14 protein-coding genes, 1 pseudogene and 1 riboswitch are annotated in these 14,434 nt (G+C 68.9%); of the genes and pseudogenes, 4 read left to right on the top strand and 11 right to left on the bottom strand.

Translation table 11 applies throughout. The annotated features are described in order from the left end of the window. Nucleotides 1-69: 69 nt before the first annotated feature. From rsmA to ACPWT1_RS04550, 3 genes are read right to left on the bottom strand one after another with little or no spacing between them, the layout of a single operon-like run. On the bottom strand, nucleotides 70-849 hold the full coding sequence (gene rsmA, locus ACPWT1_RS04560; protein WP_427914223.1) for a 16S rRNA (adenine(1518)-N(6)/adenine(1519)-N(6))-dimethyltransferase RsmA: 780 nt from the start codon (nucleotides 847-849) through the stop codon (nucleotides 70-72). Nucleotides 850-851: 2 nt separating this feature from the next. After that, entirely contained in the window at nucleotides 852-2,210 is a 1,359-nt protein-coding gene (locus tag ACPWT1_RS04555; RefSeq protein ID WP_427914222.1) for a peptidylprolyl isomerase, read from the bottom strand. A gap of 12 nt (nucleotides 2,211-2,222) precedes the next feature. Then, a complete protein-coding gene (locus ACPWT1_RS04550) occupies nucleotides 2,223-4,670 on the bottom strand; it encodes an LPS-assembly protein LptD (RefSeq protein WP_427914221.1) in 2,448 nt (815 codons plus the stop codon). Between the two features lie 33 nt (nucleotides 4,671-4,703). Between ACPWT1_RS04550 and ACPWT1_RS04545 the strand changes: the two genes are divergently transcribed. Further along, nucleotides 4,704-5,765, top strand: coding sequence for an aminoglycoside phosphotransferase family protein (locus tag ACPWT1_RS04545; RefSeq protein ID WP_427914220.1), 1,062 nt, complete (start codon nucleotides 4,704-4,706; stop codon nucleotides 5,763-5,765). Nucleotides 5,766-5,773: 8 nt separating this feature from the next. Continuing rightward, nucleotides 5,774-6,496 carry a 16S rRNA (uracil(1498)-N(3))-methyltransferase gene (locus ACPWT1_RS04540; RefSeq protein WP_427914219.1) on the top strand — a complete coding sequence of 241 codons (723 nt, stop codon included), beginning with the start codon at nucleotides 5,774-5,776 and terminating at the stop codon, nucleotides 6,494-6,496. Here ACPWT1_RS04540 and ACPWT1_RS04535 read toward each other — a convergent pair. From ACPWT1_RS04535 to ACPWT1_RS04525, 3 genes and pseudogenes are all read right to left on the bottom strand, one after another. After that, nucleotides 6,493-6,897, bottom strand: coding sequence for a serine aminopeptidase domain-containing protein (locus ACPWT1_RS04535; protein WP_427915640.1), 405 nt, complete (start codon nucleotides 6,895-6,897; stop codon nucleotides 6,493-6,495). The genes ACPWT1_RS04540 and ACPWT1_RS04535 overlap by 4 nt on opposite strands. Continuing rightward, nucleotides 6,822-7,235, bottom strand: a pseudogene (locus tag ACPWT1_RS04530) (alpha/beta fold hydrolase); the annotation flags it as partial. The pseudogene ACPWT1_RS04530 and the gene ACPWT1_RS04535, both read right to left, overlap by 76 nt. Nucleotides 7,236-7,413: 178 nt before the next feature. Continuing rightward, on the bottom strand, nucleotides 7,414-8,886 hold the full coding sequence (locus ACPWT1_RS04525) for a M20 family metallopeptidase (RefSeq protein WP_427914218.1): 1,473 nt from the start codon (nucleotides 8,884-8,886) through the stop codon (nucleotides 7,414-7,416). 82 nt (nucleotides 8,887-8,968) lie between these two features. Between ACPWT1_RS04525 and ACPWT1_RS04520 the strand changes: the two genes are divergently transcribed. Together ACPWT1_RS04520 and ACPWT1_RS04515 are read left to right on the top strand one after the other, a co-directional pair. Further along, nucleotides 8,969-9,739 carry a DUF72 domain-containing protein gene (locus ACPWT1_RS04520; protein ID WP_427914217.1) on the top strand — a complete coding sequence of 257 codons (771 nt, stop codon included), beginning with the start codon at nucleotides 8,969-8,971 and terminating at the stop codon, nucleotides 9,737-9,739. Nucleotides 9,740-9,838: 99 nt separating this feature from the next. Further along, nucleotides 9,839-10,033, top strand: a complete 195-nt coding sequence (locus tag ACPWT1_RS04515) for a DUF3606 domain-containing protein (protein ID WP_034345719.1) — start codon at nucleotides 9,839-9,841, stop codon at nucleotides 10,031-10,033. Here ACPWT1_RS04515 and ACPWT1_RS04510 read toward each other — a convergent pair. The 5 genes from ACPWT1_RS04510 to ACPWT1_RS04490 all read right to left on the bottom strand — a co-directional run bounded on the left by ACPWT1_RS04510 (nucleotide 10,023) and on the right by ACPWT1_RS04490 (nucleotide 14,131). Continuing rightward, on the bottom strand, nucleotides 10,023-10,625 hold the full coding sequence (locus ACPWT1_RS04510) for an IMPACT family protein (RefSeq protein WP_427914216.1): 603 nt from the start codon (nucleotides 10,623-10,625) through the stop codon (nucleotides 10,023-10,025). The two genes, ACPWT1_RS04515 and ACPWT1_RS04510, sit on opposite strands and share 11 nt — an antisense overlap. A 14-nt stretch (nucleotides 10,626-10,639) precedes the next feature. Continuing rightward, complete coding sequence (gene denD / locus ACPWT1_RS04505) at nucleotides 10,640-11,650, bottom strand: D-erythronate dehydrogenase (protein ID WP_427914215.1); 1,011 nt, start codon at nucleotides 11,648-11,650, stop codon at nucleotides 10,640-10,642. A 72-nt stretch (nucleotides 11,651-11,722) separates the two neighbouring features. Then, the gene (gene metW, locus ACPWT1_RS04500; protein WP_427914214.1) at nucleotides 11,723-12,307 is read right to left on the bottom strand and encodes a methionine biosynthesis protein MetW; all 585 of its coding nucleotides are present in this window, start codon (nucleotides 12,305-12,307) and stop codon (nucleotides 11,723-11,725) included. After that, the gene (metX, locus tag ACPWT1_RS04495) at nucleotides 12,304-13,434 is read right to left on the bottom strand and encodes a homoserine O-succinyltransferase MetX (protein WP_427914213.1); all 1,131 of its coding nucleotides are present in this window, start codon (nucleotides 13,432-13,434) and stop codon (nucleotides 12,304-12,306) included. Before metX ends, metW begins: the two co-directional genes overlap by 4 nt. A 127-nt stretch (nucleotides 13,435-13,561) precedes the next feature. Then, complete coding sequence (locus ACPWT1_RS04490; protein ID WP_427914212.1) at nucleotides 13,562-14,131, bottom strand: TMEM165/GDT1 family protein; 570 nt, start codon at nucleotides 14,129-14,131, stop codon at nucleotides 13,562-13,564. Between the two features lie 4 nt (nucleotides 14,132-14,135). Next, nucleotides 14,136-14,308, bottom strand: a riboswitch (yybP-ykoY riboswitch). Between the last annotated feature and the right edge of the window lie 126 nt (nucleotides 14,309-14,434).

The raw sequence follows: 14,434 nt of genomic DNA, 5'->3' as shown, positions 1-14,434 counted from the left end.
ACTGGCTCGCAGCAGCCTGAGCGGTCCCACCGCGCTCCCATCGACAAAGCCCGGCGCTGCCGGGCTTTGTCACGTCTGGTCCGCCTGAACGCGCGCCGCCAGCTCGAGGTATTCGGCCACCGGCACTTCCTCGGCGCGCCGATGCAAGTCGAAGGCGTCCGTTAGGCCGCGCTGCGCAAGCCAGTGCCCGAGGCTGTGGCGCAGCAGCTTGCGCCGCATGCTGAATGCGACCTGCACCAGTTCGGAGAGCAGGGCAGCGTCGACGGCCGCAGGTTCCGCGTGGGGCACCATGCGCACCACGGCGCTGTCCACCTTGGGCGGCGGATCGAAGGCCTCGGGCGCAACGAACAGCACGTCCTCCATGGCGTAGCGCCACTGCAGCATCACCGACAGGCGTCCATAAGCGGCAGTGCCCGGCGACGCCACCATGCGATCCACCACTTCCTTCTGCAGCATGAAGTGCTGGTCCTCGATCGCGTCCACGTGGTCCAGCAGGTGGAACAGGATGGGCGTCGAGATGTTGTACGGCAGGTTGCCGACGACGCGCAGCTTCGCGCCAGCGTCCCGCGCCAGCTGCGTGAAGTCCACCCGCAGCACATCGCTCTCGACCACCTGCAGCTGCGGATGCTGGCGCAGCCTCGTCGCGAGATCCCGATCGAGCTCCACCACCGTGAGCCGGCCCAGCCGCTCCACCAAGGGCTGCGTCAGGGCCGCCAGGCCAGGGCCGATTTCCACCATGGACTGCCCAGCGCGGGGTTCGATCGCACGCACGATGGCGTCGATCACCGAGTGGTCAGCGAGGAAGTGCTGGCCGAAGCGCTTCCTGGGGATGTGGTCGCCGGCCCGCACGATCAGGTCGGCGGGTCGCGGAACTCCACGTACGCCTTGCCGCGGACTTCCCTGGCCCACTGCATGTACGCCTCGTCGAGCTTCTTCTCGCGCACGAGGCCGCGGATCATCTCGCGCTGCTCGCGTTCCGACAGCTTGGCCTGGCGCCGCTCCAGCACCTGGATCAGGTGCACGCCGAATCGCGACACCACCGGATCTGACACCTGCCCCGGCGCCAGCGCATTCATCACTTCCTCGAATTCGGGGACGAAGTTGCCGGGGTTCGACCACCCCAGGTCGCCATTGCGGGCAGCACTGGTGTCCTGCGAATACTCGCGGGCGAGTTGCGCGAAATCAGCGGTCCCGGAAGCGATGCGCCGCTTGAAGTCCAGCAGCTTGTCGCGCGCCTGCGCTTCCGTCTGCTGCGGCCCTGTGCGCAGCAGGATGTGCCGCGCGTGCGTCTGGGTCACCTCGATGCCAGGCATGCCGCCCTGCTTCTTCTCGAGGACCTTGAGCACATGGAAGCCCGCACCGGAGCGCACCAGGCTTGCCACGCCCCCGGTGGGCAGCGATCGCACGGCGTCCACGAACAGCGCCGGATAACGGTCGGCCGGTCGCAGGCCCATCTGGCCGCCCGAAGCAGCGGCACCCGGCACGTCCGAGAACTGGCGCGCCAGCGTGGCGAAGTCCTCGCCTGCGCGAACCCGCTGCAGCACGCCCTCGGCCTTGGCCTGCAACTCGCGCACCTGGCTCTCGCTGGCGTTCTCCGGAACGGCGATCAGGATGTGGCCCAGGTTCAATTCGGTTGCGGACGCATCCGCCGAGCCCTGCTGCTCGCGGATGTACTGGTCGATGTCGGATTCGCTCACCCGCACGCGCGATTCCACCTCGCGCTGCCGCAGGCGCGTGAGCGTCAACTGGTTGCGCAGGTCCTGGCGGAACGCGGCGACCGACGCGCCTTCCGCGGCGAGCTGGCGGTGCAACTGTGGCACGTCCATGTCGTACTGGCGGGCGACGTTCGCCTCGGCCTGGTCGACCTGGAAGTCGTCGATGCGGATGCCGTTCTCCTGGGCGAGTTGCAGCTGCGCCTTTTCGCTGATCAGGCGCTCGAGCACCACGCGTGCGAGTTCGGCGCGCGGTGGCATGGCGGTGCCCTGCTGGGCCAGCTGCTGCTCGAATCGCAGCAGCCGCGTGCGTACCTCGGTGTTGGTGATCGGCTCGGAGTTGACCACTGCCACGATGTAGTCGGCTGCCCGCGGGCTGGTGTCGGCGCGAGGGGACTGCAGGACCTGCGGGCCGGCCCGCAACTGGGCCACGCCCTGCAGCGGCAGGGCACAGGCCGCGGCGCAGGCGAGCACGAGGGCGGGAGCACGAAGGGTCATCGGTCGGGATCTCTAGTCGTAGTTGCTGAACCGGCTCGGCTGTTCGACGCTGGGGTCGCGCAGGAACTGGTAGCGGGGGATATTCTGGCGCAGGGGCTGCAGGGCACTGGATCCCAGCCGGCTGAAGCCCACGAACTCCAGCTGGAACAGGATGCGCGCACTGGCAGTCGTGGTGGTGCTTTGCAGCCGCTCGAACACCACGCGGCCGATCCAGCAGCACGCGTCGTACTCGATGCCCACCAGCGTGTCCACCAGGCGCTTGTCCTGCATGCTGTAGTTCAGGCGGCCCACGCTGTACCAGCGGTTCGGGCCTTGCCCGCGACCCGGACCGAGGTCGCGGCCCTTGTCGCCCCACAAGTCGTTGATCGGCCATTGCCAGCCGACATCGATCTGCTCGCTCTGTCCTCGCTGCAGCCGGTAGGCGGCGCTGACCACGCGATAGTTGCTCGGGTTGTACCGGCCGCCGATCGTGGACCGCTCGGAGCGGCCCGTCTTCGGGTTGTATTGCACCGTGGTGTCCAGCATCCACTTGGGCGACCACGCCAGCGTGGTGCCGAACAGCAGGTCGGACAGCCGCTCGCTCACCGGCGGCGTGCCGGGCAGGGTGACCAGCTGGTCCTTGAAGCGCAGTCGCTGCGCGACGCTGAAGCGCGCCAGTTCCGCGCCGGTCTCCGGCACCAGCAGGCGCGACGTGGCGCCCACGGTCAGGAGGTTGTTGTCGGAGATGCGATCGTTGCCGCCGAACGCGTTCTCGGTATAGACCGTTGCGAAGTTGAAGTCGTTGTACGCCGTGTCGTAGTTGGGCAGCAGCGACTGGTCGCGGAACGGCGTGTAGACGTAGAACGCCCGCGGCTCCAGCGTCTGCGTGAAGCTGCGGCCGAAGTAGCTGGTCTGGCGCTCGAAGATCAAGCCGCTGTCCAGGCTGTAGATCGGCAGCGCCCGGTTCGCGGTGGTCGCGCCATTGGCCAACGGGGCATCGAAGCTGTACTGCGTGGTGTGGAACTGCACGCGTGGCGTGATGAACCAGCCAGGGGCTTGCCAGGGCCGTTCGATCTTCCCCAGCAGGTAGCTGCGCTGCGCGTTGGGCTGCAGGGTCAAGGTGCGGTCGGCGACGAACCGCGTGCTGTCGCCTTCGACCGAAGCAACCAGGCCCAACGGCAGGTCCGGGCGCGAGTAGCGCGTGTACACCTCGGGCAGGCGGTCGTACGGCGGCACGATCGGCGCGGTCACGTCCTGCAGCACCTGCCAGCTGAGCGTCCGCGCCATGGCGTACCAGCTTCCGCCGGGGCTCGACCAGCTCAGCTGGCCATCCTGCGACAGCAGGCGCTGCGTGAGCGACCCGGTGGAGCGGCTGAAGTCGCGCCAGTAGTTGTCATCGCTCACCCGGTTGACGTTGAGGCTGAGCCCGAGCGAGCCGCTCCCGGGCGGCAGCCCGATGTTGCCCGAGTGCGTGTACGAGTAGCTCCAGCGATCGCGCTCGCGAAGCTTGTCGGCCGGCATGGCATCGGCGCGCAGGACACCGCGGTAACTGCTCTCGAGGTACCGGAACTCCGTGCCGAGATCGACGCCACGCTTGCTCATGATCGTCGGATAGAACGTCGCGTCGCGATTGGGCGCGATGTTCCAGTAGTACGGCTGCCGCCACTCCATGCCGTTGATGTTGTCCAGGCTGATGGTCGGCGGCAGGAACCCGCTCTTGCGCTTGTCGCTCAGCGGGAAGGTGATCGCGGGAACGGGAAGGATCGGAACGCTGAAGAACGTCAGCAGCGCGCCGGTCGCCGTGCCGACCTCGGCCTCGTCGTCCAGCTTGATGCCATTGGCGCGCAGGATCCAGTCCGGCGTCCAGCCCGGGAAGTCCTGACGCTGGCAGGTCGTGTAGGTGGCGTTGCGCACGATCGCGTGCTTGTCGTCGATGAAGTCGACGCGCTCGGCCTGGCCGTAGGCGCCATTGCGCAGGAACCGGTAGTTCGGCTGCGTGAAGAAGCCTTCGAAGGCATCGACCTTCAGCTCCAGCTGCGAGCCCTCGTAGACGTTGCCGGCCCGGTTGATGTGCACCTTGCCGCGCGCCTTGGCCAGGTCATCGGGCTGGTAGTAGTCCAGCCGTTCCGCACGGATGACGGTGTCGCCACGACGCAGCTCCGCGTTGCCCTCGACGGTGGTCTCCAGCTCGGTGCGTCCCGAGATGCTGTCGCCCTGCACGAATGTGGGCAGCTTCTGGCGCACGACGGAGGGGATCTGTTCGCGCAGCCGCGGGGTCGGACGCAGGTCGATGCCGGTGCCGTCCGCCGGTGCCTGCGTCTGCGCCAGCGCAGGCACTGCGCACACGAGCGCACACGCCACGGCGAGCGGGGTTCGCGGAAAGGACGCTCGCAAGGACCGGGTGGACGTCAAGGCTCGGGGGTGGCGGGGCCGCAGCGGCCAAGGTGGTCCGCAAGGGCGTTTGTAGAATCGATTATCCATGAGCAGTCCCTCGTTTTCCCCGCGTCCAGCGCTGTGGCCACCCCCTCGGTGGCGTGGTCCGATCCCGAACGCGAGCGCGCCTTCCACCGCTGGATGCAGGCCGTCGCCGATGCGCATGGCCTGGATCCGGCCACAGTCCGGCCGGCCTCCGCCGATGCAAGCTTCCGGCGCTACCTGCGCGTCGATGGCGCGCACGGCACGCGCATCGTCATGGATGCACCGCCCGACAAGGAAGACTGCCGCCCGTTCGTTCGTGTGGCGAAGCTGATGGCCGACGCAGGCCTGCACGTGCCGCGCGTGCTCGCCTGGGACGAGCCACAGGGCTTCATGCTGCTGGAGGACCTGGGCCGCCAGACCATGATCGAGCTGGTGGACCCCGAGCGTCCCGAAGCCAACCGGCCGCTCTACGAGCGCGCCATCGACGCGCTGGTTGCCTGGCAACTGGCTTCACGGCCCGGCGTGCTGCCGCCGTACGACGAGGCGCTGCTGCAGCGCGAGCTGGCGCTGTTCCCCGACTGGTACCTGACGCGCCATCGCGGCGTGGCCGTCGAAGGCAAGGTGCGCGAGACCCTCGACGAGAGCTTCCGACTGATCGTCGCGCGCAACCTGTCCTCGCCGGCGGTGTACGTGCACCGGGACTTCATGCCGCGCAACCTGATGATCCCCGGGGATCCTGCCGAGCCCCGGCTGGGCGTGCTCGACTTCCAGGACGCTGTGCATGGCCCGATCACGTACGACATCGCCAGCCTGATGCGCGATGCGTTCCTGAGCTGGGACGAGGAGTTCGTGCTCGACATCACCGTGCGCTACTGGGAGAAGGCCTCCAGGGCTGGCCTGCCGGTCGACCGCGACTTCGGCGAGTTCTACCGCTCCGTCGAATGGATGGGCCTGCAGCGCCACCTCAAGGTGGCCGGCATCTTCGCGCGCCTCACTCTGCGCGATGGCAAGCCCAAGTACCTGGCGGACACGCCGCGCTTCATCGGCTACATCCGCGCGACCGCAGGCCGCTATCGCGAACTCGCGCCGCTGTTGCAGCTGGTCGACCGCATCGAGGGCACGCAGGCCGCCACCGGCTACGCCTTCGGTCGGCTCTGAACGCCCCCATGCCACCGCGCCTGCACTGCCCCGGGCCGCTGGCCGAGGGAGTCGCACTGGCGCTGCCCGCCGGCGCCGCGCGCCACGTGCAGGTGCTGCGGCTGCAACCGGGCGATCCAGTCGTTCTGTTCGATGGCCGCAGCGGCGAGTGGATTGCCACCGTCGCGCGGATGGGCCGCAGCGATGTCCACGTCACCGTGGGCACGCACCGGCCCGTGGAGCGCGAAGCCGGTCGAGAAGTGCACCTCGCCTTGGGCATGCCGGCCAACGATCGCATGGACTGGCTGGTCGAGAAGGCCGCCGAGCTCGGCGTCGCCAGCATCCAGCCCCTGCTGACCGATCGCACCGTGGTCCGCCTGGCCGGCGATCGCGCCGCTCGCCGCCAGGAACACTGGCAGGCGATCGCGATCGCCGCCTGCGAGCAATGCGGCGGCAATCGCGTTCCCGCCGTGCATCCTCCGCTTCCGTTCGCACAGTGGACGCCACCCGCAACGATGTTGCGGTGCGTGCTGTCCCTGGATAGCGCGGCCACGCCCTTGCTGCAATTCGCCGCCGGCGAGGAAAGCCCGGTGCTCCTGCTCTCGGGACCTGAAGGCGGCCTCACCGAGCGTGAGGAGGCCGAGGCGCGTGCTGCCCACTTCGCGCCCGTGACGCTCGGCCCCCGCGTGCTGCGGGCCGAGACTGCGCCGCTGGCAGCGCTCGCCGCCCTGGCGTTGAGTGCGCGAGGCTAGAACCGCGCCTGCAGCCACTCCCGCAGCGTGTCGAAGGCCGGCTGCGCGTCGGCTTCGTTGAAGATCTCGTGGAACGCGCCGTCGAAGCAACGGCTGCTGACGACGTCGCGCGGCGCAGCCCGGGCAAAGGCGCGGCTGCCCGCCGGATCGACCAGGCGATCGTCGCCCGCGTACAGCAGCAACGTGGGCACCCGCCACTGCGTGGCCGCCGCGACGACGTGTGCACCCCCTCTGGTGATGAACCGGGCGAGCCGGGCACTGATGCGGTCATGCACCAGCGGGTCGGCGCGGTACGCCGCCACGACGCCCGGGTCATGCGACAGCCAGCGCGCATCGAGACCGTTGCCCACGCGCAGGTTGGGCGCGATGCGCGGCAGCGTGCGCAGGAGCAACCGCTGCACTGGCGTCGCGTGAGTGGCGAATGCGGGGAGGAGAGCACCAGGCCGTCGAGCTGGTTGGGATGCGCCAAGGCGAAGGCAGCGGCGACCAGCCCACCCATGCTGTGGCCGAGGACGAGCAGGGGCTGCCCCGCTCCGAGCTTGGCGCGGGTGCTCTGCACGAGGTCGGCGAGATCGTCCACCAGTCGCGCCGGGGCCGTCAGCCCGCCTCGCGGGCCGCCCGACTCGCCGTGCCCGTACTGGTCGTAGCCGCGCACGGCGAAGCCCCACGAGTTGAGCCGCTGCGCCACGGCGTCGTAGCGCCCCGCATGCTCGCCAAGGCCATGCACCAGCAACACCATGCCACGCTGCCGCAGGCCCTCGGCCACCGGCCAGTCCTGCACGGCAAGGTTGTCACCGTCGGTGGCCGTGAAGGTGGTGAGGGTCGGTGCGGACCCCTGCGTCGGGAAGCTCATGTGGACCATCTTGGTCCAGCCGGGCACCGTCCCGCATCCGGGTGCACCCGGGGCACGGCCCGGATCAGGGCATGCGGGCGATGACTTCCGCGACCGCGGCGGTCAGCCGCTTGGCATAGGGCACGTGCAGGAACTCGTTCGGGCCGTGCGCATTGCTGCGCGGGCCCAAGACGCCGCAAACCATCATCTGCGAAGTCGGGAAGCCTTCGCTCAGCATGTTCATCAGCGGGATCGTTCCGCCCTGGCCGATGTAGCCGCAGGGCGCGCCGAAATGGGCTTGCGAGGCGGCGTTCAGGGCCTGCTCGAACCACGGCGCGGTGGACGGCGCGTTCCACCCCGTCGCGGCACTGCCGGATTCGAAGGTGACCACTGCCTGGTACGGCGCGTTGTCCTCCAGCAGGGCCTTCAATTCCTGCACGGCGGTGGCGGCGTCCACCAGGGGCGGCAGGCGCAGCGACAGCTTGAACGCCGTGTACGGACGCAGCACGTTACCGGCGTCCTGCAGGGCCGGCAAGCCCTCGGCGCCGGTGACCGACAAGGTGGGCGTCCAGGTGCGGTTGATCAGGGCCTGCACCGGGTCGGTGGTGGTCGGCAGCGCGGTCTGCACGGATCCGCCGCAATCGGCATGGGCCCAGGGGAAGCGCTTGTAGACCTCGTCGCCGAGGATGGCCGCCGTCGCCTTCGCCTGTGCCAGCCGCTCGGCCGGGATCTCGCAGTGGAAGCTGGCCGGCAGCAGGCGGCCGCTCTTGCTGTCCTCGAGGCGGTCGAGCACCTGCCGCATGATGCGGAAGCTGGAAGGCACCAGGCCCGACGCATCGCCCGAGTGCACGCCCTCGGTGAGGATCTGGACCTTGAGCGTTCCGGAAGCCATGCCGCGCAGCGAGGTGGTGAGCCACAGCTGGTCGTAGTTGCCGGCTCCCGAGTCGAGGCAGATCACCAGGCCGACGTCGCCTAACCGAGGACGCAGCGCGTCGACGTAAGGCAGCAGGTCGTACGAGCCAGACTCCTCGCAGGTCTCGATCAGGCCGACGATGCGCGGATGCGGCACCTTCTGCGCCTTCACTGCCTGCACGGCCGCGATGCTGGCGTAGACCGCATAACCGTCGTCGGCGGAGCCCCGACCGTACAGCTTGCCATCCTCGTACTTGGGCGTCCACGGACCGAGATCGTTGCGCCAGCCGCTGAACTCGGGCTGCTTGTCGAGGTGGCCGTACATCAGCACGGTCTGGCCGGCGTTCGGCCGCGTCGCCGCGATCTCGAAGAACAGCACCGGCGTGCGGCCGGGCAGGCGGATGATCTCAAGCGTCAGGCCCTCGACCTTCTGCGCCTCGACCCAGGCCGCGGCATTGCGCAGCACGGTGTCGATGTAGCCGTGCGCCGCCCAGTCCTTGTCGAAGCCGGGCGACTTGGCCGGGATCGCCACGTAATCGGTGAGCTGGCGCACGATGTCGCCATCCCACTGGCGGGTGGCGTGCGACAGGGCTTGCGCGGCGTCGAGCACGGCGCCGGGCATTTCACGGTGGAGGGGTGCGTTCATTGGATCGTCGGGTGCGATAGGGCAGCCCGCCACTGTACGCCCCACGCGAGGGCCACGCTAGAGTGGCGGAAAGGAGCACCGCATGAGCGCAACGACACGTGCCCGCGTGGGGGTCGGCGGCTGGACGTACGAGCCCTGGCGCGACAACTTCTACCCTGCAGGGCTGCCGCATGCGCGCGAACTCCGCTTCGCCAGCGAACGCCTGACCGCGGTCGAGGTGAACGGCACGTTCTACAGCACGTTCGGTCCGGCCACCTTCGCGAAGTGGCGCGACGAAACGCCCGATGGGTTCGTGTTCTGCCTGAAGGCGCACCGCTCGACGACGAACCGGCGCGAACTGGCCACGGCCGGCGAGGCGATCGACCGCTTCCTCGCGTCGGGCCTGGCGCAGCTCGGGCCCAAGCTCGGGCCGATCCTGTGGCAGTTCATGCCCACCAAGCAGTTCGCGGCCGAGGACTTCGAAGGCTTCCTGAAGCTGCTGCCGCCCAGCATCGATGGCTTGCCGCTGCGTCATGTACTGGATGTGCGGCATCCCAGCTTCGAGAACGCCGACTACCTGCCGCTCGCACGCCGTTATGGATGCGTCACGGTGCACACCGACTCGCCCAAGTACCCGAACATCGCCGACCAGGACGCCCCGTTCGCGTACCTGCGGCTGATGCGCAGCGAAGCGGAGTGTGCGACGGGTTATCCGGCCGCGAGCCTGGCCGCCTGGACCGCGGGCATCCGCGCGTGGACGCAAGGGGCGCATCCGCGCGATGCTTTCGTGTTCTTCATCAACGGCGCGAAGGAGCGCGCGCCGGCCGCCGCCATGGCGCTGCTCGAGCGCCTGCGCACGGCCGAGCAGGAGTAGGAGTCGGACGACACCCGGTCACGCTTCCTGCGTTCAAGCGCAGCCTTGGGACGCAGGCCCAATGCACCCGTTGGCAATAAATGCATTGGGAGTACCGCGATGGCCTTTGCAATCGACACCGTCCCGGCGAATCGGGGGCTGATCGACATGAACAATCCGCGTGAAGTGAGCTGGTGGACCAAGCGCTTCGCGTGCAATGAAGCACAACTGCGAGAGGCTGTCGAGCAGGTGGGTCCCAACGCGGCACAAGTCGAGCAGTTGCTCGACGGCCAGGAGTACATCCTCACCGTGTGATCGCGTCGCCGGCCGCGCTCCAGCGCAGCCGTGCTCCCCGGGCGGTGTCGAGCTGCGCGCGCAATGCGCGCAGGACGGACTCGGCACCCGCCAGGTCGAACGCAACGGTGTCGGCGCGACTGACGGCGAGCAGAGTGACATCGTGCGCCTGCAACTGGCGGCGCAGCCAATCTTCGAGCTCGAACGGGGCGGTGCACGTCCAGCGCAACTGGCGGTTCATCGGCACCTTCTCGGCCGACAGCAGCGCCTGCGCCACGGCGTCCGTGTAGGCACGCACGAGGCCGCCGGCCCCGAGTTTCACCCCGCCGAAGTAGCGAACCACGGTGGCGAGAACGCCGTCGAGCTCCTGCCGCCGCAGCACCTCCAGCATGGGCCGGCCCGCGGTACCGCCGGGCTCTCCATCGTCATTGGCAGCCGACTGGCCGCCGGCATGCAGCGCCCAGCAGACATGGGCCGCATTCGGGTGGTCGCGACGCAGCTGCTCGACGACCTGCAGCGCGGCCGCACGGTTCGCCATCGGCTGCACGCAGCCGACGAAGCGACTCTTGCGGATCGACAGCTCGGAGTGGACCGCCGCGCGCAGCGTCTGCATGGCGCGGCGCCCGTTCAGTGCACGGAGAGCTTGACGGCCGACGGGTTCTCGCGGACGTAGTCGCGCACCACCTGCTCGAACGTGCCGTCCGAGCTGAGCCCCAGCCCGCGGGCGCGGTCCCAGGCCACATTGCCGGGCCAGGTCTCGACCAGCCGCTGGATCGCCGGATCGGGCGTCCAGTCCAGCAGCGCGGTTCCGCCCGCGCCGGCGACAGTCTCCAGCGCGTTTGCCATCTCGCCCACGGTCGTCCGCAGGGACGGCAGGTTCAGCCCGGTGAGGGGCCCCCACTCGGCCTGCGAGACAGCCGCGGCGCGCAGGATGCCCTCGACCGTGCGGGCCGGCGAGGCGAGCGCCACGACGGTGTCGGCGGGCACGGGAACCTGCGCACGGACACCGGCGAGCGGCTCGCGGATCATCCCGGAGAGGAACCCGGAAGCGGCGCCGTTCGGACGTCCCGGCCGCACGCTCACCGTCATCAGGCGGACGCTGCGGCCGGCGATGAAGCCCTTGCGCGTGTAGTCGGCCACGAGGTGCTCGCCGATCAGCTTCTGGATGCCGTAGCTGCTTTGTGGCGTCGGCAGCGTGTCGTCGCGAATCAGCGCCGGCATCGGCTGGCCCGGCTGTTTGCCGAACACGGCCAGCGAACTGGCGAACACCACCAGGGGTCGGCTGCCCAGCGCGCGGCAAGCCTCGAGCAGGGCATGGGTGGCCGCGAAGTTGCTGCGCATGCCGAGATCGAAGTTGGCTTCGCATTCGCCGCTGACCGCGGCGGCCAGGTGGAACACCGCGTCGGTGCCGGCTGCGGGCAGCGTGCGCGCGGTGGCCAGCTCCAGCAGGTCGCCGCCGACGAACCGCACCCGCGGATCGGCTTGCAGGTCATCGGGCGGCGGCGCGCGGTCGGTGAGCGTCACGCTGGTGATGCGGCGCTCGGGACCGCCATCGAGCGCAAGCTGGCCCTGCTGCAGCAGGGTGCGGGCGAGGCGGGCGCCCAGGAAACCGCTGCCGCCGGTGATGAGGATGTTCATGCGACGAGCATAGCGCCGGCCTCTGGCAACTCGATGCCGGAACAACCCGAGCACGCGGCCCCGGATGTGCTCTCAGCCGCGCTCGAACTTGAAGACGGCGGTGCCGGCGCGAAGGTTCGGCAGGGTGCGGACCTCGCGCCCTTCCTGCAGCCCGAATGCATCCAGGATGGCCAGCCGGTTGCGCGTGGCCAGCACCTCGAAGTCCTTGAAGGTGCCGACGCGGATGTTGGGGGTGTCGTACCACTGGTACGGCAGCCGCTTGGTGACCGGCATGCGACCGCGCAGCACCGAGAGACGGTTGGGCCAGTGGGCGAAGTTGGGGAATGCCACGATGCCCATCTTTCCGACGCGCGCCGTCTCGCGCAGCATGGTCTCGGCATTGCGCAGGTGCTGCAGCGTGTCGATCTGCAGCACGACGTCGAAGCTGTCGTCGGCGAACATCGACAGGCCCTCGTCCAGGTTCAGCTGGATGACGTCGACGCCGCGCCTCGCACACGCCAGCACGTTGGCATCCGCGATCTCGATGCCGTAGCCGCTGCAGCCGCGCTCCCGCTGCAGCAGGTCGAGGAGGGCGCCGTCACCGCAGCCCAAGTCGAGCACGCGCGACCCCTGGGGCACGAGCCGGGCGATCGTCTGCATGGTGCTGCGATCACTCATGCCCGCAGCTCCTCGCCGATGCGGTCGAACCAGGCGCGCACCACGGCCAGGTAGCGCGCGTCGTCCAGCAGGAAGGCGTCGTGCCCGTGCGGCGCATCGATCTCCGCATAGGTGACGCTGCGTCGGTTGTCGAGCAGCGCCTTCACGATGTCGCGGCTGCGCTGCGGCGAGAAGCGCCAGTCGGTGGTGAAGCTCACCAGCAGGAAGCGCGCGGTGGCTGCGGCCAACGCCTTGGACAGGTTGCCATCGAAACGCAGCGCCGGGTCGAAGTAGTCGAGCGCGCGCGTGATCAGGAGGTAGGTGTTGGCGTCGAAGTACTCGCTGAACTTGTCGCCCTGGTGGCGCAGGTAGCTCTCGATCTGGAACTCGATGTCCTGCGTCGTGTAGCGGATGTCCAGTCCTTCGCGCAACTGGCGGCCGAACCGCTCGTTCATCACGTCGTCCGACAGGTACGTGATGTGGCCCACCATCCGTGCGATGCGCAGCCCGCGCTTGGGCACCACGCCATGTTCGTAGAAGTTGCCGCCGTGGAAGTCGGGGTCGGTCACGATGGCGCGACGGGCCACCTCGTTGAAGGCGATGTTCTCGGCAGTGAGGTTGGGGGCACTGGCGATGACCGCTGCGTGGCGCACGCGGTGCGGATACTGCAAGGTCCAGGACAGCGCCTGCATGCCGCCCAGGCTGCCGCCCATCACCGCTGCCAGCTGTTCGATCCCGAGCTGGTCCAGCAGGCGGGCCTGGGCCTCGACCCAGTCCTCCACCGTGACCACCGGGAAGTCGGCCCCATAGATCCGGCCCGTGTCCGGGTTCACGTGCATGGGCCCGGTGGAGCCGAAGCACGAGCCCAGGTTGTTCACGCCGATCACGAAGAAGCGGTCGGTGTCCAGCGGTTTGCCCGGGCCGATCATGGTGTCCCACCAGCCTTCGGACCGGTCCTGTCCCGGGTACACGCCGGCCACGTGATGCGAGGCATTCAGCGCGTGGCAGACCAGCACGGCGTTGGAGCGGTCGGCATTGAGCTGCCCGTAGGTTTCGTAGGCCAGGTCGTAGTCGCGGACCGAAGCGCCGCTGCGCAGCGGCAGCGGCTGGGCGAAGTGCATGGACTTCGGTTCGGCGATCAGCGTCATGGCGTGAAAAAACCCGGCGTCGCTGAAGAACGAGGCCGGGTTGCGGGGCTTCGTCTTTAGCAGGACTTGTTAAGCGCCCGCAAGCGGAAGCAAATCGGCGCTGGGCGGCAGTATAGCAACGGGCTCGTCACGAACCCACGCCTGCCAGGGCCGCTGCGCCAAGCAGCAGGAAGATCACGGCCGACACCCCGTGCACCAGCCGGATCGGCACCTTGCGAACGAGGCGGTCGCCGAACCAGACCACCGGCGCGTTGGCCAGCATCATGCCCAGCGTCGTGCCGGCCACCACTTGCGCCCAGGCGTGGAAGCGTGCGGCCAGCATCACCGTGGCCACCTGCGTCTTGTCGCCCATCTCGGCCAGGAAGAACGCGACGACGGTGGTGGCGAACACGCCCAGGTGCGAGCCTTCGGTGTCTGCCTCGTCGTCATCGAGCTTGTCGGGGATCAGCATCCAGGCCGCCATCGCGATGAAGGACGCACCGAGGATCCATCGCAGCGTCTGCTGCCCCAGGACATTGGTCACCCAGGCACCGACTGCCCCCGCCAGGGCATGGTTCGCCACGGTGGAGACGAAGATGCCGGCGACGATGGGCCAGGGCTTGCGGAACCGGGCGGCGAGGAGAAGGGACAGCAGCTGGGTCTTGTCGCCCATTTCGGCGAGGGCGACCAGCCCGGTGGAGACGAGAAAGGCTTCCATGAACACTCCGGCCGGGACGCGTGCACCAAGCGACGACGCAGCTGCCCGGCCAAGTCAAGTGGGGCTGCGCGGTCGATGGTCTCGCCAAACCGAAGTCGCCCGGGCCATGGACCATGCGGTCCAAGTCTGTTGACACGGGCCCCTGCCGCGCGGGCAGGGAGGCTACTCCCCAAGAGGGGCGCATTGTACGGGCGGATGTCGGTCGCACCGGGCCGGGAACAGGGGATCGGGCGCGCAACTCAGCCGCACATTTAGCTGTCGTTCGTCAACCCTCCGGGGGATCCCCTTGCGTCCAGGTCAGAT

The organism is Ramlibacter sp. MMS24-I3-19 (assembly GCF_050320135.1).
GTDB lineage: Bacteria > Pseudomonadota > Gammaproteobacteria > Burkholderiales > Burkholderiaceae_C > Ramlibacter.
This window is presented reverse-complemented; position numbering and strand designations above follow the sequence as displayed.